This is a genomic window from Levilactobacillus andaensis, from assembly GCF_016861695.1.
GTDB classification, from domain to species: domain Bacteria; phylum Bacillota; class Bacilli; order Lactobacillales; family Lactobacillaceae; genus Levilactobacillus; species Levilactobacillus andaensis.
Map to the genome: position 1 here is coordinate 52,734 of NZ_BOLP01000006.1, position 21,025 is coordinate 73,758.

The window sequence follows — 21,025 nt, forward strand, 5'->3', positions numbered from 1 at the left end:
TCACTCCGCTTTGTTCCCATTATACCCACGTGACATGGACAACTTGGTCTAAACGCCTTATAACTTTTACAATATTTAAGTAAACGGCGTAGGCTAAGTCGAATCAGGTAACTATGGCGGCACACTGGCTGCCATAAATTCCGCCAACTGCCACCATTCCAGTCTCGTTTTCGGTCTCGTTTTCGGTCTCGTTTTCGGTCTCCTTTCCGTCCAACTTTACTTCACAACTCCCCCCAGTTTACACAATAAAAGTTCCCAGCGAACACCTTATGTAGTAGGCTTACATTTGGCAGCACGCTAAATAAAACAAAAATAAAATAGGCTAAGTAAAACCATTTACCATTTGTATGCGTTTTCAAAACGTGTTAGTATGTTGGAGTAAACAACCAACCAACTTTGGTTGGCCGACTTAAAATAATTATAGGCGGTGAAAACAGATTTGTTTCATCATCTAAGACGTTAGCGTTAAACTAACGTGTTGCTTTCATGGCGTGAAAGATTCGGTTGGGCTACTGGAAATTTTACGCACGGTTTGTTTTTATATTTCTAACGTATCTGCTATTCTTCCACGCAAAACGTGCCAAGAATTGCCGGTATTGCTGTCTTATTCCCCGTTGCATTCAATCCGCAATGGGTGACGAGATAACTTCTGGAAAAGCTTCAGGCGTACGGGCGATCACTTGCTGATCAGCTCACACGTTGGCAAATGTTAAAGGTCAGTGCAAGGATGACTTGGATTGACTGGTTGGCGGTAGTTGGTGATTAAGTCTTGTTGCTGTTCCTAAATATGTATGCGGTTCCAACAATCCGTATACCGAACTATCAGGTGCTTAAATTTTCCGACTACTATGTTGTTATGGTGGTTTCATCCTCGATGTGACGCTAGTTGAACGTGATATTGAGTCTTACTTAAATTATCAAATATTATGAATAGGAAGTGGCTACTTTGAAGTTTACTAATGGTTATTGGTTAACTCGTGACGAGTACGACGTTAACTCACCGGCTGAAGCATTCGAAGCCGAAAAAGACGGTAAAGCATTAAACGTCTTCGCACCTTACAAACGGATTTTGACTCGGGGAGACGAATTAAACCTCGGGATGAGCACGATTAAGCTCACCTCCCCCGTTGAAAATGTTATTGGTGTTAAGTTAACCCACTTTGATCAAGATACCAAAGGTCCTTCATACGAGCTTAACAACTCAGATCCTGACGTTGACATCGACGTTACGGAAAAGAAAGCCTCATTGAAGAGCGGTGATTTAACGGTTACTCTGCCATTGCGTGAAGATTTCGATATGGAATTCACGGCTAACGGTAAGGTATTGACTGCTTCTCGGAACAAGGCTCAAGGTGAAATCTTAAACCATGATACCAATGTCCATTACATGCGTGAACAGCTTGCTGTTGGCGTTGAAGACAAGGTTTACGGTTTAGGTGAACGCTTCGGGAACTTTGTTAAGAACGGTCAAGAAGTTAAGATCACCAACCAAGATGGTGGGACTGCTTCTGAACAATCTTACAAGAACATTCCATTCTACTTAACGGATGCTGGCTACGGTGTCTTCGTTGATGAACCCCAAACGGTCGACTTCGAAGTTACCTCAGAAAACGTTGATGCCGTTCAATTTAGTACTGAAGGCGAATCCTTACAATACTACGTCATCTACGGACCAACTCCTCAAGAAATCTTACATCGTTACACTGAACTCACTGGTAACATGCAATTACCACCTGCATGGTCATTCGGTCTTTGGTTGACGACTTCCTTCACCACTGATTACAGTGAAAAGACCGTTCTGAAGTTTATCGACGGCATGAAGGAACGTCACATTCCACTAGATGTCTTCCATTTTGATTGCTTCTGGCAAAAGGGCTTCGAATGGAGCAACATGGAGTGGGACCGCGACGAATTCCCAGATCCTGAAAGTCTGATCAAGAAGATTCATGACCGTGGAATCAAGGTTTGTGTCTGGATCAACCCATACATCGCCCAAAAGGGTAAGATGTTTGAAGAAGGCAAGAAGAACGGTTACTTCATCAAGCGTGAAAATGGTAACCTTTGGCAATGGGACCTCTGGCAAGCTGGTAACGCCTTCGTTGACTTTACCAACCCAGACGCCGTTAAGTGGTACAAGAGCAAGTTACAAGCCCTGCTTGACATGGGTGTTGACTGCTTCAAGACCGACTTCGGTGAACGGATTCCTGTTGAAGACGCTGTCTTCTTTGACGGTTCAGATCCTAAGCGCGAACACAACTACTACACCCTGCAATACAACAAGGCTGTCTTTGACACCATTGCTGAAGACAAGGGTAAGGACCAAGCGGTTGTCTTTGCACGTTCCGCTACTGTCGGTTCTCAAAAGTACCCTGTTCACTGGGGTGGTGACGCCTTATCTAACTTCAAGAACATGTCCGATACGTTACACGCCGGCTTGTCCTTCTTGAGTTCTGGATTCGCATTCTGGAGCCATGATATTGGTGGGTTCGAAGATGGACCTGACACCCCTACGCCAGACCTTTACAAGCGTTGGTCACAATTTGGTCTGTTGTCTTCTCACAGTCGTTACCATGGTAGTAACGTTTACCGTGTGCCATGGAACTTCGATGACGAAGCCGTTGAGAACACTCGTAAGTTCGTCAACTTGAAGTTGTCCTTGATGCCATACCTGTACACGCAGGCTGCGCACAACACCGCTTATGGTAACCCATTAATGCGGCCAATGTGGTTCGACTTCACCAACGACTTGACGACCCACAGTTTGGACAACCAATACATGTTTGGGACCCAACTGTTAGTCTCCCCTGTCTTCAACAAGGAAGGCCACGTCAACTTCTACCTGCCAGCCGGCAAGTGGACGAGCATCATTGATGACAGTGAAACCTACAACGTTGCTGAAGGTAAGTGGATCAGCAAGGACTACGGCGAATTAGATCTTCCTGTATTGGCTCGTGACAACACGATCCTCTTACGGAACCCTAAGGCCGTCCATGCCGACTACGACTTCACCAAGGACTTGGACATTCATTTGTACGATATGCATGAAGGTTCAACGTCCGTTGCCGTTGTTGACCAAAAGGGTAAGGATGCTGGTAAGGTCACTGTTGACCGTAGCGGTAACCAATTGAAGGTTACGACTACTGGTTTGACTGGCTCTGCTACCATCTACGTCCACGAAGACGGTAAGGTTACGAAGGCTGCCTTAGACGGTGCCAACGCAACGATTACCCTGTAATCTAAGACGATAACGTTATCCATTAAATGAAGAAGCACTATTAACGACCTGTGAGTCGTTGATGGTGCTTTTTTGTTGCCTACGCTTAGTTGACCCGTTCTCTGTCGTGTTTGACTGCCCGCCAAACCGTGCTGGTACTGACGCCGAAGCGACTGGCAATCTCTCGATACGTCTGTCCAGCTTGGCGCAGTTCTTGAAAGGTCGTTGGCAACTTCGAAAGGACATGATGTCCTTTCGGTTGCGGCGTCACGACTTGCGGCGCCTCTAGAATCCGTGGTTCCATCTGATGGATCTTCGCAAGTTCTTGGACAACGTAATGCGTGGTTTGCGCGTCCCATAACGCATTATGCTGATTGGGATTAAACACGTTCAGCAGCCCCGCAACCCCATTTAACGGCAAGTAATGGTGAACACTCTCCCGCTGATGATTACTTCGGGTAATGACGCGATTGGTGTACTCACTCCCATCAAAAATGGCTAAGGGTTCCCTTAACACCTGTTGTTCCGCCGTCGACAAGGCATCGTAATGGACGGCAAACAAATTTCTCAACAAACGAAGATCGTTTGTCCGGTCCCAAAATACCAGCGGGTAATGATGACATAGAATTTGGGCAATAAAGGCTTGTAACACGGCTAATGGCGCCGCCTGTTGCTCATAGTCCGCTAACGTCAGGCCGGTTTCTCGTAGTCCGCGCAGCTTCATTTCAGGCGTGAATGCGGGGTTGTCCACGTAGCGGTTAAACTTTAACATTGGGGCCGGACTGCCCGCGTAACCTAATGCGCCTAACTGGAAGACCCCCGCCTTTTCACCTAATGTCACGGTCTGTTCGCGAATGATCTGACTGCCGGTATTTTGCGTGTGAAAGAGGATGCCAAATTCACAGTCCACCACAACGTATTTCTCAGGTAAACTATCCAGGCAGTTGATTGTTGGTAAGACTTGCCGCAATTGCTGGGTCAACAGCTTGTCTGCCACGGCGGATGCTGGAGGTAACCGATACCCCTGGTGGCGGAGAATTTGATTGAGGTCATCATCGGTCGCTGCCTGCTCATAGGTGGTGACGTTCTTTTCATTCAAAACCATTTTTTTCTCCGTTGAAAATCCAATGACGAAGCGCCGATGTTCATCAAACGTAATCGTTGTTACTAGCCCCCACCCGGCCATCGACTTGTTATAAGTCAGTGCCCCTTCTTCCCCCGTTAGAAGAATCGGCTGCCCGATGACGAACATATTATGTACTTGCGGATGTCCCTTATCTGCATGGCGTTGCACTAAAAATACAATTCTCATTGCCACCGTCCGTCGCCCCCCTTTCCGCGAGTTCTGATACTAACTATCTTACCGGAGCTATTCGCGGAAAGCCACCATTTTGCTTAATAAATTTAATTATATTGGGTGTTACCTATTTTATGAAAAACGGGTCTGGAACAAAAGTCCCAGACCCGTTTTGCGCTCCGAACGTATATGGCGGAAACGTGGGACAAAAGGCAGTCAACTTCGCTTAACCCCGATAGACAAATAATCCAAAACCGGGATTAGTCGTCTATTGACGTTAATGCTCATTGACTAACCGCCTCTGTCCCACTCTCATCAATATTTTAGTCTTTGAATGCCTTGCGTTGCAGCTTCGTTTTCTCCTGATTGACCCAGGTCGCTTCCGGAAACTCTTCAAGTAAATTATCCGCAAAAACGCCAAGGTCGTCCCCAACGATCTGAGTCACGTTCACGCCATCGGCAGCTGCCGATTCGAACATGTCCAGGATATTCTTCAAGACCGTATACATGGCCGCGCCGTCGCCACCCGCCAGATTCCACAAGTATTTCTCCAACGATGTCATGGCTTGCTCATAGGGTGCTGGTAAGGCCGCCACCCGTTGCTTAAATTCGCGATAATCGCGTTTATCCTGTCGCATTTTTTTAAGGTAATTAATCATGGTTAGTCTCCTTTAGCTGAGTCATTTGACTGCTGACGTAAGCCCATTGCTGCCAAAATTGGGCGAGTCGTTCTTCACCGGCCTCGTTTAGTTGATAAAACTTACGCGCCGGGCCACGGTCAGACTTTTTCTTTTCGATAGCGACCAGCTGTTGTTTCTCCAGTCGCATCAAAATCGTGTAGACTGTACCCTCGACAACATCCTCAAAACCGTGGTCGTTTAGGTACTGAGTAATCTCGTAGCCGTACGTTTCGCCCGTGCTAATTCGTTGAAGGACGATGCCTTCGAGCACGCCTTTTAACAGTTCCGTTGCAATTTTCATGTGGTTGCTCCTCACTACTCTGTAATAACGAGTACTACTATATAGTATTACAAAGTAGTTTGGCTGTCAACTCCAACGAACGTAGAATCCCCAAGAGACTCGCCTGTCTATCAACAACAAAAAAGGCCGCCTTCATTAAAAGAAGCGACCTCCAATTTAATTCGTAATTTACCAACCTAATGTATTTCCAACTAACACCTCTGGCTGGTGATTGCTCAACAAGTACGCCTTGCCATCGGTCCCAAATGACAGCCCCTCAAACTCACGCTTGGAGGCAAAGTGCGTCCACTTCACATCCCCACTGGTCAGGCTGCCGTTGCCGGCCAACTTGCTAGCAGGAAGACTGGCGATCGACCCATCGGCAACCAAGTAAAGACAGTCGTTGTTAGGGTTGTACGCCATACTTTGAACACAGGTGCCCGGGCCGTGCTGCAGGACCTGACTGGTCAGATGGAAGTGCACATGCCGGCGCCCAATATGCCCACGATACAGGTAGACCTCAGTTGCATTAGGCCGCGTCCAGAAATAGGCATTGCCTTGGCGGTCAAAGGCCAATACATGGCCCCCAGGAACGGCTAAGCTCTTGGACTTCAAGCGAAAATGAATCAAGCGAACCGGCTGCAAACTGCTAGGGTTTAGCTGTTGGATGACCCCGGCTTGACTGACGGGAACTCGTGGTGCGGACTCGCGGTCCTGCCACATGTACAGCTGATGGTCCTTCCAGTTATAAGCTAACGATTGCCCATGACCGGTAGTAAATGCCGGACCAACCTTAATCGCAGCCCGAATCGCCTTGGTTCTAGCTGTAATAGGCGTTTTTGCCCGGTAGATACTTTGAATCTGCTGCGGGGTTACCTTTAAACCGGTCAATTTCGCCATGTCGAACCGAACCAGTCGCCCGCGATTATACCAAGCTGTTGGGCAGTAGACCACATAGAGGTACTGACCCACGACCGCCATACTCTGCGGGTCGCCCCAAGCCTGGTGTTGATAGCCAGGAATGGGCAATAAGTATTTCGTGGTGAACGTGACTGGGCTCCCCTGATCACTGGTAATGGTATTGATTCCACTTGGATTGGCCGCCGATGCATAACTGCTTGGCACTGGCACAAAGTGAACCTGACTGTCATTTAACGGTCGCCGGCTTGACGTGGTCAATGCCGTCTTAGTCTGATCGACCATCGTAATGGCATGTGCCGGTACCAACGACGTCATCCCCAGCCCCACACTGAGAAGTAACGCCCCCATAACTGCTAACTTTCGCATAATCCCTACCCCCCAATCTTTTCAGCTAGTCTATCACTAGCCCCATCAATTGAGGAGTAAAGCTCATCTTTTTACGTTTTGAACTTACCAACTGACGCGATTGCCCCGCAAGATTTCTGGGTCATGATTGGTCAGTAAATAGCCATGACCACTAGTCGTAAACGCTAACCCTTCAAACTCCCGCCGTGAAGCGAAACGCGTCCAACGAACCTGCTTAGCGGTCAGGTGGCCCCGGCCAACTAATTTCTGAATTGGCAAGCTGGCAATCGACCCATCGGCAACCAGATACAGGCGATTATTGTGTGGATTTACTGCGATCCCCTGCACGTGGGTCCCAGGTCCCCGCCGCAAGACCTGATGGGTCAAACGAAAGGAGACCTTGTGTCGTGAGATTCGCCCCTGATAAATATTGGCGCGGTACCCGGACGGATTCGACCAGAAGTAGGCACGACCAGCTTTATCAAAAGCTAATACGTGGCCGCCAGGAACGGCGTAGTGGCCGCGCCGCAAGCGGAAACGAATCTGATAGGCTGGTTTTAGAGTGCGTGCACTAATCTGTTGAATATACCCATATTGATTGATGGGTACCCGTGGCTTTTTCTCCCGGTCACACCACATGTACAGGTGATGGTTGTGCCAATTGTACGCCAAGGATTGGCCGTGACCCGTGGTAAAGACGGGGCCCACCTTGATGGCACGGCGCAACTGTTTTTCCTTGGCCGTTGCATGCTTGGCGTACGTGTGCTGAAGCTCAGTCGCCGTGGCCTTTAGCGCCGCTATTTTTTTGACATCGTAACGCACGATTCGGCCCCGGTTATGCCAAGCCGTTGGGCAGTAAACAACGTATAAATACCGGCCGGTCAGCGCCAAGCTCTGGGGATTCCCCCAGGCCTGGTGGTGATAGCCGGGTTGTGGCAATAAATATTTAGTCTTAAACGTCACGGCAGTTCCCTGTGACGACTTGATGGTGTGGGTCACCACGTGCTTGGTGTGCGCATAATGCTTCGGTGCGTGGACAAAATGAACCCGCGTATCGTTTAGCATCCGCAAGCGCCCCACTGGCTGTAATGCTGGCGCTTTTTGTTTCACCATGGCATGGGCCGGCACGCCCCCAACAAGGCCCATAAAACATGCGATGACGATTAGCCATCCGCTAACCCGCTTCATCACTAATGCATCCCCCTTAACTCAATTTTCCTGTAATTGGCAGTTACTTACCATATTAAGCGTACCACAACAAATAGCGCGCTAGCCTATTGGCCGGCGCGCTAGGTTTGTTTAATAACTAAACGTCCTCTAGATGACTTCGCGAGTGAATGGATCTTTAGAGATACCCTTGTCCAGAATATCCTTGCTCCATTCCTTAGCGGAGAAGAGGCTGTGGTCTCGGTAGTTCCCACAACTGTACTTGTCAGTGCCTTGAACATCTTTCCATTCCGTATCAAAAGCGATCCGGTGAAGGGCAGCCTTCAACGCCTTGGCAACTTCTTCGGTGGATTGTTCGCCCCAAGTGATCAAATGGAAACCGGTCCGGCAGCCAAATGGTGAGCAGTCAATAACGCCACTCATTTCATCACGTAAGTAGCCTGCCAGTAAATGCTCGATGGTATGTAACCCGGCCGTTGGAATTGCGTTCGTGTTAGGTTGAACCAACCGTAAATCAAAATTTGAGATAACGTCGCCCTTAGCGCCCGTTTCCCGGGTGATCAACCGCACGTATGGTGCCTTAACAGCTGTGTGGTCCAAAGTAAAACTTTCAACTTTTGCCATTATTGCCAACTCCCTTTTTCAATTGTATGTAAAGTAAGTGTACGTCTTTACTTTACACCAAAAGTCCGGTCGACTGCTATTAATTTAGCGTGCTTTCACGATTGCTTAGTGAATTTGCAAACTGACCTCTAAGAAATGGTAAAAGCTAAGTTTTCCCTGCCGCCATGTCAGTCGAACGTGGGTATACTGGGTTGCGAATTAGAGGGGGAGGAGTCACTATGCAAAATACACCATTACCACCACGTCAGCACCATTTCACCGAGAAGTCCCATCGCCCTTGGCTTCGTTGGGTGCTCGTTATTTTTGGGTTGCTGCTCATCGGGGGCGGCGTTTACGGCTTCCGCGCTTGGCATGCCGCCAAAAATACATTTTCCAGGACTTACCACGCTGCAGGAGTCAAACCAAACGATACCGCATTGACCAGTGGGAAGCCCTTTGCCATTCTGCTCTTAGGTACCGACACAGGGGCCTTGGGTCGCCACGATATCGGGCGCACGGATACTATGATTGTGGCCACCATCAACCCGTCCAAACAAACGGCTAAGCTCACAAGTATTCCCCGAGACACCTTGGTCAATATCTGGGGGAGCCAGCAAGATGAAGAGAAGATCAATGCGGCCTATCCCTTGTATGGCGCCAAAGCAACCATTAAAACGGTTGAACATCTCGTCAATATTCCCATTCGTTACTATGTTCTGCTCAACATGGGCGGCCTTAAAAAAATGATCAATGCGGTTGGCGGCGTGACCGTCGATCCACTGCTGACTTTCCACTATGAGCAGGCCAACGTGACCAAAGGTGTCAAGATTCACTTGAATGGCGCCAGTGCCCTCGCCTATTCGCGGATGCGCGATGACGATCCCCGTGGTGACTATGGACGCCAAGCTCGGCAACGACAAATTATTAAAGCTCTAGTCCTTAAGGAAGCCGGCATTGGGTCATTGGCCCGCTACCAATCCGTCTTAGATTCCCTGACTAACAATCTGCAGACTAATCTGACCTTTAACGATCTCATGTGGCTGCGGACCAAGGACGGCCATACCAGTCGACACATCGAGTCTCAGACCTTGCAGGGTGAAAATGCGACCATTAATGGCATCGACTACCAGATTGCGCCGCAAAACGAGATTGAACAAGTTTCTAAGAGCTTACGTAACGCGCTAAACTTGTCGACAACAACTACGTTTCAAACGGACGCCATTCAACCGGCTGGATTCTAGCAGATTGGGACTAACATTGGTTGTTAGCTCTGAGTAAAATCCATTGTCCGTTGTTACTCATTACAGTAATACCCATTTTAAAAGTGCTTGCGGGTCTGGGGAAAAATCCCAGGCCCTTTTGAGTCTACAAAACCACTACGTTTTAGGCACCAAGAAAATCATCCCCGTTCCCGGTCCAGAACCTTCCAGATCACTGTCCGCCGACAACACGCTACCTCCAATTGACCAGCCTTTAAAACTGGCCCGCTTGCTGATACCGTATCCAACCTTGGTCAAAGCCGCATTGAGAGATTCTGGGCTGGTCGGCGTTTTAGCCTTAAAAACAATACAAATAAACGTCCTCGGCGTCGCACCACTCTGCCGTAACAGATAAGCTAATTGTTCGCGACCATCTGCCGTTCGTGGGTCGTACCCCATTGCGTCTGGCCCATCGTCAATTGACAGGTAAGTATCCGCCGCGCGATACAGTTGCTGATCAAAATGGGTTCCCGGAAACAAGGTCATCACCGGAATAGCCAAAGCGTTCACTGGACTCACGTAGCCTTGACGTGTCTCCTGATGAATCGCCGTTTGAATCGACTGCAATGGCTCGGATTGCGGAATCGCCTTAGTTGTCCGTTGTGCCGGCCTCAGATACCCCCGCCAGATCCAACCACTGAGCGTGCCATCTTCACTTCTAACGTGATAGTAAATGGCCGCCTTCCCGCGATCTTTTTCGTACAATTTTTCATGGGCGTCCGTTACCCACGTCACCGTGGGCGTCACGTCATTATTACTATACCGAATGCCCAAATGACGTGAGTATCGTGCGCCCTGCGTTGCTTTCAGGGTATGTCGTCCCATTCGCTGTCGCCAAATCAAACGAACCGACTGTGACCGCCGTGCCGAGTATTGACTGTTTGCTTGTCCCATGACGCTCTCACTACTGCCAACGATTAGTGCCAATAGTGCAAGTAAAATTCCCCGATAAAGGCCCCTCATTGCTGATCACCATACGCCGCCTGAAAGCTATGCAAACGCTCCGGTGAAATCAGGACGACAGCATAGTGCAAGGGGTGTTCGTCATGATCTCTGTGTGGCTCCTGATTAATGTTATGTAACTCATCCTCGTCCGTCGTCGCTGCTTCAGGAAAATCGTCCACAAAGTCGAGGCCAATCGACCATCCCTGAAGATTTTGCCGCTTGGCCGTCGTCAATCCATGTTGCGCCAACCGCTTCTCTAACCAAGCCAATCGCTTGGTCAGCGGCTGATTCCGGGTATTTTGAAAGGCCGTCCACTCATTCCCTAGATCAAAGTGACTAATGTGCTGTTTATCCAAGATTCCCTTATCCCGTAAACCGTTATCTGACGGGAAATCAACCGCCAAGCGGGACAAGCCCAAATTCAGCTTTGTTCCCGGGAAAAGTTGCCATACCGACTTTGAGAGCTGATAGGCTGGCTCCGTTTGAATCGCCCGTGCATATGCCGCTGAATTTTTGGCCGTGTAGAGCGTTACCGGTGGCATCTTCGGTGTCCGCGGTCGCTCTGGGTCCGGACCCGTCTGCACGGGGACAGCTCCCGCAGTTAAATAACCACGCCAAATCCAGCCGCCGTGTTGGCCATCAACCGACTTCACGTGATAGTAAATGGCCGCCGACCCTTTGGCCTTCCGGTAGAGTTTCTCATGGGCGTCCGTCACCCACGTCACGTCCGGCAGATCTGAATTTTCGCTATACCGAACCCCTAAGTGTTGCGAGTAGCGGGCTCCTTTGACCGTGTGAAAGACATGTTTTCCCATTCGGCGGCGCCAGACCAACTTAATCGAATTTGCCCGCTGCGCTGAATATTGACTACTTGCTAGACCAACCTGCTCGGTCCCCCAAAGACTACTCAAAATAGCCACGCTCAAAACTAAAGCAACGCTAGACCACCGCATTCGTTATCCCCCCAATACCCGTATTTTCTTAGTTCTCTAACCATACGCTACTCGCACACGACTAGTCCATCGTATTGACTATTTATATTGTTATAATCAATCATTTTTAATTTCATATCTTGTCGCATCCCTTGAGCCAGATACGATTCATCCCCATTGAAAGCGTAAAAAAAGACGCATCCATCGTAGCAATGAACGCGTCCCTTAACTATTTTGTTTGATTTTGGCGTGCTTGCCAAATGTGCCAGCCAATGATCAGGATACTCAGGTCGCCTAAGATCGTCCCAATCGCAATCAATAGGTTGCCGGCCGAGGTCACCATTAGACCGGATGTTGCTGGAATCCGGGCCAGCAAAGCTAGTAGCGTGGTAATCCATAGACTTCCTAGAATCGCTGGGAACCAGGAATTCGTGTGGCGCCGGTGATGCCACCAGGTCAATCCCGTCACGATGACCGCAAAGACCAGCAGCGTGATACTACCGCCGACTCGGGTCAGGTAGACCAATCCCTGTGCTGGAACCGTCTGTGCCGCTACCCGCATCGCCAATAGCAACGCAATGATAATGACTAACCAGCTTGCAACCTGACCACGTTGTGTATGCACCCGCTGTGTCACGCCAATCCCCAACGCCATCGCAATAACGAAGAAGACGTATTCTAGCCCGACCAGCAGGAGTTGAAACGGTACCGCGGGCAAGATGGCACTCGGGATAATCGTGCCCAACGTAAAAATTAAAAATGGAACGAGTAGATCCCACGTCAACCACTTAGGTTTCGGCCGCGAGACCCGGCCCATCTTCGCAGCAACTGTTGCTGGATCCGCACCATAGAAATGTTGCGCAGTTTGTTGCGCCTCCTGTGCGACCAGCAAGCTGGGAAGTAACTCCCGTAAGTACTTTTGTAGCACCGCCTCATCAGCGAATTTAGGCTGTTGGCGCAAGTTACTGACCAACTCGTCCCAGTATTCCTGATTCTGCGGCGATAGTTGTTCCCGTAGCGCTGCATTTTGTTCCGTAATCGTTGTGCGTTCCGCCAAGACCGCCACTCCTTTCGCATTTCCTCATTATTTCCATGATAGGGAACTTAGCGGCAAAACACCACTGATTTATCGACCGCCGCCGAATATCATCCCTAAATAAACGCCTAGACCAGCCAGTGCTAGCCCACCAACCACACTCAATAGCAGGTAGCCCAATGCGGCCCCCCACCGCCGCTGGTCGACCAACATCACGACCTCGTGGCTAAAGGTCGAGTACGTGGTAAAGCCGCCTAGAACGCCTGTACCAAATAAAACCGTCATCACGTGTGTCGCTTGCCAACCGGTCAACAGCCCCAACAATAGGGACCCTAACCAGTTGATCAGCAACGTTGCCATTGGCCAGCGCGTGCCCATCAATTTTGCCCCCAACTGACTGCTCCCATACCGGCCCAGAGCGCCGATTGCGGCACCAATACCTGCCAATCCGGCCATCATTTCTCAAACACCGGGAAGGTTGCCCATTTCCGCGCGCTCCAGACACCTAAGGCACTACAGAGCACACCACCGACTAAGGTCACGGTCAGGTAAGCACCGACCAGCCCCCACTGGTGTTGCGTTATCAGTCGTACCGTGTCCACGCTAAAGGTCGAAAACGTTGTGAATGCCCCAATCCCACCGATGCCCAGTCCCACAGTCACTGCACCAGGCCAGTGAGCCGTCACGCGCTTGGCATGCGACAACCAGGCTAGTATCAAGCATCCCAGCAGATTTACGACCACCGTGGCCCAAGGAAATCCCGTTGATGCCGGCAGTACTTGCCCCATCAAATAGCGGCCACTGCCACCAATAAATGCAAAAATCAGAATAGACAGATAATTTGCCACAGCTAAGTCCTCCTCGAAAAAACATTCTTTCATTATAGCAAAAAAAGGACTGCCACCAGGACAGTCCCTTCACTAGTTAATGTGTTTTCACAACGAGATCCAAAGCTTCCTGCAATTCGGCTTGTTGGTCATCAGTCAGTTGGTCTTGTGCCACACATTGCTTGACGTTCTCAGCAACTACGACCCCCATCATTCGGTCGACACCGGAACGAACGGCGGCCAATTGAGTCAAGATATCCTTACACTCACGGCCATCGTCGACCATTTTTAAGATGCCTTGCAGTTGCCCGTCAGCCCGTCGCAGCCGGTTCTTTAATTGGCTGGCTGTCGTTTGTACCATTAGGCGGTCACCTCACCCAGCTTCTCATCGAGGTACTTCTTGAGCGCGGCCTTAGGATGGAAGCCAACGACCTTTTCCGTTGGCATGCCGTTTTTAAACACGACCATTGACGGAATGCTCATGATACCAAGGGATTGTGCCAACTCTTGATTCTGATCAACGTCGAGGGAGGCAAATTTCACTTGATCGCCATACTCTTCGTCTAAAGCCTCTAGCACCGGCGTTTGCATCTTACAAGGACCACACCAATCCGCCCAAAAATCAACGACTGTGACGGCGGTATCATCGCCAATGTGTTCAAATTCCTTACTCGTAATTGCCTGCATGTTGAAAGTCCTCCTGCTCGTTTTAGCTTAACGGGGCTGATTCAAATCCCCCTCGTCTTAATTCTGATAATGCCTACAAATCCATTAAGGATCACCGTTAACTCCGGCTGTCATCCTTAATGCACTTATCAGTATACCCCCAGGGGCATCATTTGGCTAGTGTTTTGCTCCTTTTTGCCGTTTCCAGTTCTATTTTATGCCAGCTCCCCATAAAAAAACGGTCGCTCCCCTATTCGGGTGAACGACCGCCATGACTACAGCTAAATTTAGTTGGCTTTCTGCTCTGGATTCATCCCAGCAGTTAACCGTGGCTTATCATTGCCCCGCTTAACTTCTTTTTCAACGGCCATTTGGGCTACCAAGTTCAGGTAGTTAAATGGGTCATCAAAGTTAGGGTTGAAGAGCATGTCCACAAAGGCTAAGTCATCAATAGTGTTGCGGTTTTGAATCGCAATTGAGATGGCGTTAGCAGATTGGGCAATCTCGTGCTTACTTAATAATTGGGCCCCTAAGATACGCCGGTCGCTCCGGTCATAGACCAGATTGATGACCAAGTGATCGGTGGTCGGCATGTATTCTGGCCGCCAAGTCCCTTCAAAGGTGACCATGTCAGCGTCCATTCCTGAATGCAAGGCATGTTCGATTGTCAGCCCCGTTGAAGCCAACGTGTGACCGAAGATCTGCATGGCAGAGGTGGCTTGTGTGCCCATGTAACGTTGAATGTTCCCAAAGATATTGATCCCGGCTAACATCCCTTGACGCACAGCGTTCGTGGCCAATGGCGTGTAAGCAGGCTTACCAGTTGGGTTGAAGTTGACTACACTAGCGTCCCCACAGGCATAGATGTCTGGATTAGACGTCTGAACGTAATCGTTGATGATGATCGCGCCGTGCCGGTCCATTTCAACTTGGCCCCGTAAGAGCTCCGTGTTAGGAACAAATCCGGTACAAACGATGGCTAAGTCGGCCGTAAAGTCGCCTTCCGTCGTTTCGATGACCAATTCACCGTCTTCGTTCCCAGTAAAGGACGTTACCCGCCGCTTCAATTGAACGTCGACCCCATTGTCGCTCAGTAACTTCACGATTCGATCAGATAAGCCCTTGTCGACGTAGTGGTTCAAAATGATTTCGCGTGATTGGAACAGTTGAACGTCGTGACCGGTCCGAGCATAGCTTTCAGCCAATTCCGTTCCAATATACCCTGCCCCTACGATAGCAATCCGCTTGTTTCCTTTGGCTGCTTTATCGATGGCCTTGGCTTGGTCGTACTTGCATAACATCACTTTGTCTTCATCGATACCAAAAATAGGTGGTACCGTCACGGTCGAGTCCGTGGTCATCTTACCTGTATCCATGTCCACGATGTCGACCGTCTTGTTTTCTGAGTCGATCTTCAAAACGTTGTGCCGTGTCTTGATCTTGGCTCCCATATCGGTCAGTTGTTCAGGAGAAGAATAGAACATGTCCTCGAGATGCTTGACTTGACCGTCCAGGAACAAGGAAATTCCACAGGACAAGAAAGAAACATTGGTGTGGCGTTCGTAAATAGTCACATCTGTATCCGGATGATCCCGTAAAACTTGAATAGCTGCATTTGTTCCAGCATGTGTACTACCAACAATGATGACTTTCATGTTTACCCTCCTACATGAAAAACGATTCTAAACGTAGTCTACTAGAAAGTTAGCGAAAGATAAATGACTTCGTCTCGAAAAAGGGGGAAAAGCAGGACGATTCCTCACACTTTAAAGAAAATGACGGGTTAATGTGCAAACTGCACGTTTTATAATAATTTCAATAACTAATATTTAATTTTATTTATCGTGTCATAAGTAGCGCTATTCTGGCAGATAAACCGGTCTCAATCCGGGACATCAGCAGATTGACGGCATTTAATTATCACCCTAGTATCATACCGTAACCTGTATACCCCGCTTGTAATTCGGTCATTTTTATACCGCTTTCATTAAAATTCAGAGGATAAATTGACGAAATAGCTTGGTAGTTCACAGGTTCTCCGGTCCCGTTTATAAGGTTTGAACCCAACCGTTCAGGGGGTGTTTTCCTTTTTCTACCCAATATTTTTAAAGAGTCACAGTTTGCTTGCGAACAGCCTACCGAGTCGCTATGATAACCATAGTTAGTTCGTGATACGTTCTGACCTTAAGCACTGTGATAGATGATAGGAATCACTGTCTATAGATGCACTCCCCCCAAAACAAGTGATTTATTTACAGATTCCTAAATAAGGCCTCGAGTAATCCGCATGTTACTCGAGGCCCTTTCTTTATATAAAAAGCCGCTAATCCTCCATTTTATGGAAAGATCAGCGGCACTTTTTTGCTTAACGTCGGCGCTGGAGAGCGTGGCGCGCCTGGCCGAAAAGAAACGGCACGGCTAAGAGGACTAAGAATAACCAGGTGAAATTGCTGCGAATAAACGGCGTATTCCCGAAGAAATAGCCCACGGCACAACAGCTGCCAACCCAGATTAGACTACCCAGGAAGTTATAGTAGCGAAACTGCCGCCAGTTCATATCAGTCGTTCCGGCAATAATTGGTAAGAACAACCCAACAAACGGAATAAACCGGCCAATCAGCAGCGTCTGGTCTTGATTCCGGTTGAAGACTGCCGTAGCTTTGGCAACCTTATCGTCCGGAAGCTTACGAATCAACCGTTCTTGATGTTTCCCCCACCGCAGTGTGGTCAGATACTTGACCGCTGAACCCACGGTGGCTGCCAGCGTAAACATCAAGATGAGTAACCAGATATTTAGCTGTGAATGCGGGCTTGCCGCAATGGACCCCACCATGAATAACAACGATTGTCCGGGAATGAACGAGAAGATCAGCATGCCCGACTCCAGAAAAATCAGGGCAAAGAGAATCGGGTAGATCCCCGTTCCCAACTGATTCGTCAGCGGTACCAAGACAGCTAATGGGTGCCAAATAATATTCCAAATTATTACGAATAAATTCACTATAATTATTCCTCCACGGTATTTTTCCAAAAAACAGAGTCGCCATTCCTGCCGAAATCTGATGAGAATTTGATGATTACACTTCTTGCTTCAGTACAGTGGCACTCGCAAACCACCTGTGGCAACTCGCTTTCACAACAAAATCAGTATAAATAATTAACAGGTACTCATACTAGTTTTTGACGGTTCACAAGTAGCCTTTAAGCCTGTTTTTTGTCCCTGCCAACCAGCATTTCAGATTACTCAGCCATTTCTCGCCCGGTATTAACTCACCACCAAAGCATGCTTGCGTGAGATAGCCGATTCGGAAAACGCTCAGCCGTTAGCCAGAATTTGTAGCCCCTGCGCGCACCCCCCGTCAGTATCCTGAAAGTGTCGCCAATGGCCGTCCTTACAATATTTCTCTCCTCATTATACGATTTAAAATTGCATTGTCAGTCATTTCGACCAAATAAAAAGACGCCCTGGGTTTCCCACAGCAACGTCAAATCGCGTTCTATCACGCTTTTAATTAATTATAGGGTCGGCTAAATTTTTAAAAGTCTCTGCACATGACTGGTTACTTTTAGTTCGTAAAATGAGTTAATTTAGTAGACTATCAAGGGGTTTCGCCGTTATTAGTAAATTTATGAAACCAATCAATTGCACCTAATCGCATCAGGGGTTACACTACAATCAAGTTAGTAACAAGAGACGTTGCTAACCTGGTTGTACCAAATTCTTATTACTCTTTCTACGAGCAGAACTTAGCACTCCCCCAAAGTATCTATTCCTGCTCGTATCCCCCCTCAAGCCGCGATGTGAATCGTGGCTTTTTTTGTGTTTGGGGAAGATTTTAACGATTGGGTGTACTCCGGCCCAGATTGATTTCTTCTTATAATAAGGAAAAGTTGCAATTTCAAGATATCTCAACTTTCAGATGGCCTTTAGTCCAGCACCTGTACCCCAACACCGATCAGCCCTGGTCCTGTGTGAACACCCAAGGCTGGCGAAACATCCCCAGCGTACCAGTTTTCCACCTGGGGATGGGCCGCCTTTAGCTGCTCGAGTACGCTTGCACGTAGTTCCGGTGCCACCCCGTCACAAACCGCTACGTTAACGTGCTGGGCATCCCCAATGGCGTCATTGACGAGTGCTAGCAACTTATGAATCGTTCGCTTTTCACCACGGACCTTCGCGATCGGATAGTAAATACCCTCGGGATCACACGAAATAATTGGCTTAACGTTCAGCAGAGTTCCGGCCATTCCGGCCACCTTGCCGATTCGTCCCCCCGCTTGCAGATACTTTAACGATGGCACGTAGAAAAAGACCTTGGTTTGGGCCGTTACTCGTTCGACCTCGCTAACGATATCCGCGAAAGAACGCCCGGCAGCGCGCAGTGAGGCGGCATAAATGGCCGCAAAGCCGCTACCAATCCCCACACTGCAAGTGTTGACCACATGGACCGTCAACGGCGTGTCGGCGGCTAACAACTGGGTTTCCTGGTAGGTCCCCGAAAGCGCTGCCGAAATGCAGACAGCAATGACGTGCGTGTACCCGGAGGCTTGAATGCGTTCTAAGGCTTCAACGATTCGTTTACCCGTTGGACTGGCCGTGGTGGCCTTTTCAGTGGCTTGACGACGATAAAATTCGGTAGGGGTAATCGTGATTCGGTCTTCGTAGACCCGATCACGAAAGATGACATTCATTGGCATTAAAGCCATGTCAGCCGCTTCAAGCACGGCCGCCGGGACATCCGAACAGGAGTCCACCAAGATGGCAATTTTTTCTGATTGCATGACAGTTACCTCGTTTCTCCTAGTATCTGTAATTGACGATAAGAATCATTATAACGCAATCATCTAGTTTTGAAAACTAGGTTATCTGCTGCTTGTCATGGCTAATAACTAATCCTTCAAACAATTTTGGCGATAACGAACCGCTTCAGCTGGTAAAAGCTAAAGGTGATGATGTCCGGTACGCCGACGTTCCCGCTCCCAAACTAGCAACCGGCTTTTTCTGACTGAACTGGGTCACGCCTCGTAAATACAATTGAAAAAATATTTTGGTCACTCCCAGATTAAGGCTAAACTAATCTAGATATTAGGTAACAACATCAGTAAGTTAGTTGCCCTAACCGGCCGTTCATTTTGTATGAAGATTCACACGTGTAGGCCCACCCGGAATGAAAACGGCACCACCAAGTGAAACGGTTGACCTGCCCTCTCCGGTGGTAAATTAAAAATTGTCGCTTCCACTATATAAAAACTTTTTTGGCCCACCAAAAATTAGCCGTAACACGGTTGACATTACGGCAAAATGGCTTATACTTACGTGTGGAATTGAAGCGCGTCATTAGAGTTAGTTTGATAAGTTTTGCCATTATTCGCACCATTCGCTGACGCTGACTCGCGTTTACCAGGAAAGGCAGAAGTCAATCGACTACCTGAATTTCTAAGCCAATAGAAAAGAGGGATTTTATGAATAATCATGAAACCGACGAGAAGAAGCACCATATGATTCAGTCAACCGGGAGTAACCAGAAGAGCCTGGATGAAGTCAACGGAACGGTGGAAGTGCCGCAAAATGCGGGCTTCTGGCGCACACTGATGGCCTATACCGGTCCTGGGGCGTTGATTGCCGTGGGGTATATGGACCCCGGGAACTGGATCACGTCGATCGCCGGTGGTGCCCAGTACAAGTACACGTTGCTAACCGTGGTCTTGCTTTCCAGTTTAGTCGCCATGCTGCTTCAAGCCATGTCGGCGCGACTCGGGATCGTCACGGGAAAAGATTTAGCGCAGTTGACCAGAGAGCATACCGGTAAACGAACCGGATTTGCCCTGTGGATCATTACGGAATTAGCCATTATGGCGACCGATATCGCCGAAATTATTGGGTCTGCGATTGCCCTGAAGCTGTTATTCGGCTTCCCGCTACTCGTGGGGATCATCATTACCGCCATGGACGTCTTAGTCCTGTTGGTCTTGATGAAGCTAGGGTTCAGAAAGATCGAAGCCATCGTTGCAACGTTGGTGGCCGTAATCTTATTCGTCTTCCTATATGAAGTTATCCTGGCCCAACCACACATGACTGAAGTCCTTGAAGGTTATTTGCCTTCCAGTACGGTCATCACGAATCACGGCATGCTCTACTTATCCTTAGGGATCGTTGGGGCGACCGTGATGCCCCATGACTTGTACTTGGGGTCATCAATTTCGCAGACGCGAAGCTTTGACCGCAAGGACCGCAAGAGTGTGGCCCAAGCCATTAAATTTACAACCATTGATTCTAACATTCAGTTAACGTTGGCGTTCGTCGTCAACAGTCTCCTCTTGATCTTAGGAGCCGCCCTCTTCTTTGGGACTAATAGTGATCTGGGTCGGTTCGTTGACCTGTTCAACGCTTTGAGCGATAGCCAAATCGTTGGGGCCATTGCCAGTCCAATTCTGAGTATGCTGTTTGCCTTAGCCCTCTTGTCATCCGGGCAAAGCTCAACTATTACCGGGACGCTGGCTGGACAGATCATCATGGAAGGGTTCATCAACTTGAAGATGCCACTCTGGGCACAACGGTTGATCACCCGTTTACTCTCCGTGACGCCAGTGATCATTTTTGCCATTATCTATCATGGTAATGAAGCGAAGATTGAAAACCTCCTGACATTCTCCCAAGTGTTCCTGAGTATCGCGTTACCATTTGCCATGATTCCCCTGGTCATCTTCACAAGTAGTAAGAAGCTGATGGGTGAATTCGCCAACCGGACCTGGAGTCGCGTGTTGGGGTGGGTCATCGCGGTTATCTTGATTATCCTGAACGTTTACTTGATTTTAAACACGTTACACATCGTTGAATAGTTCAAAAAACGTC

General features: G+C 48.7%; 19 protein-coding genes. 3 read left to right on the forward strand and 16 right to left on the reverse strand.

Annotation, left to right across the window (positions count from 1 at the left end; translation table 11 throughout):
- The first annotated feature begins 946 nt into the window (after nt 1-946).
- Nucleotides 947-3,235 (forward strand): alpha-xylosidase, encoded by a 2,289-nt coding sequence (yicI, locus tag JUF10_RS06390; RefSeq protein WP_203641399.1) that lies wholly within the window; start codon nt 947-949, stop codon nt 3,233-3,235.
- Nucleotides 3,236-3,320: 85 nt separating this feature from the next.
- Here yicI and JUF10_RS06395 read toward each other — a convergent pair whose 3' ends face one another.
- The 6 genes from JUF10_RS06395 to JUF10_RS06420 form a co-directional block, all read right to left on the reverse strand.
- Nucleotides 3,321-4,526: a helix-turn-helix domain-containing protein gene (locus JUF10_RS06395; protein WP_236008179.1), complete on the reverse strand. Its 1,206-nt coding sequence runs from the start codon at nt 4,524-4,526 to the stop codon at nt 3,321-3,323.
- Nucleotides 4,527-4,834: 308 nt separating this feature from the next.
- The gene (locus JUF10_RS06400; protein WP_203641401.1) at nt 4,835-5,170 is read right to left on the reverse strand and encodes a DUF1048 domain-containing protein; all 336 of its coding nucleotides are present in this window, start codon (nt 5,168-5,170) and stop codon (nt 4,835-4,837) included.
- Nucleotides 5,163-5,492, reverse strand: coding sequence for a PadR family transcriptional regulator (locus JUF10_RS06405; protein ID WP_203641402.1), 330 nt, complete (start codon nt 5,490-5,492; stop codon nt 5,163-5,165). Before JUF10_RS06405 ends, JUF10_RS06400 begins: the two co-directional genes overlap by 8 nt.
- 168 nt (nt 5,493-5,660) lie before the next feature.
- Complete coding sequence (locus JUF10_RS06410) at nt 5,661-6,758, reverse strand: hypothetical protein (protein ID WP_203641403.1); 1,098 nt, start codon at nt 6,756-6,758, stop codon at nt 5,661-5,663.
- A gap of 84 nt (nt 6,759-6,842) precedes the next feature.
- Nucleotides 6,843-7,925 carry a hypothetical protein gene (locus tag JUF10_RS06415; protein ID WP_203641483.1) on the reverse strand — a complete coding sequence of 361 codons (1,083 nt, stop codon included), beginning with the start codon at nt 7,923-7,925 and terminating at the stop codon, nt 6,843-6,845.
- A gap of 129 nt (nt 7,926-8,054) precedes the next feature.
- On the reverse strand, nt 8,055-8,528 hold the full coding sequence (locus JUF10_RS06420; protein ID WP_048734637.1) for an S-ribosylhomocysteine lyase: 474 nt from the start codon (nt 8,526-8,528) through the stop codon (nt 8,055-8,057).
- A 218-nt stretch (nt 8,529-8,746) separates the two neighbouring features.
- Between JUF10_RS06420 and JUF10_RS06425 the strand changes: the two genes are divergently transcribed.
- On the forward strand, nt 8,747-9,748 hold the full coding sequence (locus tag JUF10_RS06425) for an LCP family glycopolymer transferase (RefSeq protein ID WP_203641404.1): 1,002 nt from the start codon (nt 8,747-8,749) through the stop codon (nt 9,746-9,748).
- A 135-nt stretch (nt 9,749-9,883) separates the two neighbouring features.
- Here the strand turns inward: JUF10_RS06425 and JUF10_RS06430 are convergent, their stop codons facing one another.
- From JUF10_RS06430 to JUF10_RS06475, 10 genes are all read right to left on the reverse strand, one after another.
- Nucleotides 9,884-10,660, reverse strand: coding sequence for a hypothetical protein (locus tag JUF10_RS06430; protein WP_203641405.1), 777 nt, complete (start codon nt 10,658-10,660; stop codon nt 9,884-9,886).
- Between the two features lie 65 nt (nt 10,661-10,725).
- Nucleotides 10,726-11,664, reverse strand: coding sequence for a hypothetical protein (locus JUF10_RS14090; RefSeq protein WP_236008173.1), 939 nt, complete (start codon nt 11,662-11,664; stop codon nt 10,726-10,728).
- 208 nt (nt 11,665-11,872) lie between these two features.
- Nucleotides 11,873-12,709 (reverse strand): DUF1129 domain-containing protein, encoded by an 837-nt coding sequence (locus tag JUF10_RS06440; protein WP_373301293.1) that lies wholly within the window; start codon nt 12,707-12,709, stop codon nt 11,873-11,875.
- A 60-nt stretch (nt 12,710-12,769) separates the two neighbouring features.
- Nucleotides 12,770-13,138 (reverse strand): fluoride efflux transporter FluC, encoded by a 369-nt coding sequence (locus JUF10_RS06445; RefSeq protein WP_236008174.1) that lies wholly within the window; start codon nt 13,136-13,138, stop codon nt 12,770-12,772.
- The gene (locus JUF10_RS06450; RefSeq protein WP_203641407.1) at nt 13,135-13,527 is read right to left on the reverse strand and encodes a fluoride efflux transporter FluC; all 393 of its coding nucleotides are present in this window, start codon (nt 13,525-13,527) and stop codon (nt 13,135-13,137) included. The genes JUF10_RS06445 and JUF10_RS06450 overlap by 4 nt, the downstream gene beginning before the upstream one ends.
- 76 nt (nt 13,528-13,603) lie before the next feature.
- A complete protein-coding gene (locus tag JUF10_RS06455) occupies nt 13,604-13,867 on the reverse strand; it encodes a metal-sensitive transcriptional regulator (protein ID WP_203641408.1) in 264 nt (87 codons plus the stop codon).
- The gene (trxA, locus tag JUF10_RS06460) at nt 13,867-14,193 is read right to left on the reverse strand and encodes a thioredoxin (protein WP_203641409.1); all 327 of its coding nucleotides are present in this window, start codon (nt 14,191-14,193) and stop codon (nt 13,867-13,869) included. Before trxA ends, JUF10_RS06455 begins: the two co-directional genes overlap by 1 nt.
- Before the next feature lie 266 nt (nt 14,194-14,459).
- Nucleotides 14,460-15,827, reverse strand: coding sequence for an FAD-dependent oxidoreductase (locus tag JUF10_RS06465; protein ID WP_203641410.1), 1,368 nt, complete (start codon nt 15,825-15,827; stop codon nt 14,460-14,462).
- Nucleotides 15,828-16,537: 710 nt separating this feature from the next.
- Complete coding sequence (locus JUF10_RS06470; RefSeq protein ID WP_203641411.1) at nt 16,538-17,173, reverse strand: VTT domain-containing protein; 636 nt, start codon at nt 17,171-17,173, stop codon at nt 16,538-16,540.
- A 926-nt stretch (nt 17,174-18,099) separates the two neighbouring features.
- Nucleotides 18,100-18,954 carry a DegV family protein gene (locus tag JUF10_RS06475; RefSeq protein WP_203641412.1) on the reverse strand — a complete coding sequence of 285 codons (855 nt, stop codon included), beginning with the start codon at nt 18,952-18,954 and terminating at the stop codon, nt 18,100-18,102.
- Between the two features lie 681 nt (nt 18,955-19,635).
- Here JUF10_RS06475 and JUF10_RS06480 point away from each other — a divergent pair.
- Nucleotides 19,636-21,012 carry an Nramp family divalent metal transporter gene (locus JUF10_RS06480; RefSeq protein WP_203641413.1) on the forward strand — a complete coding sequence of 459 codons (1,377 nt, stop codon included), beginning with the start codon at nt 19,636-19,638 and terminating at the stop codon, nt 21,010-21,012.
- Nucleotides 21,013-21,025 lie beyond the last annotated feature (13 nt).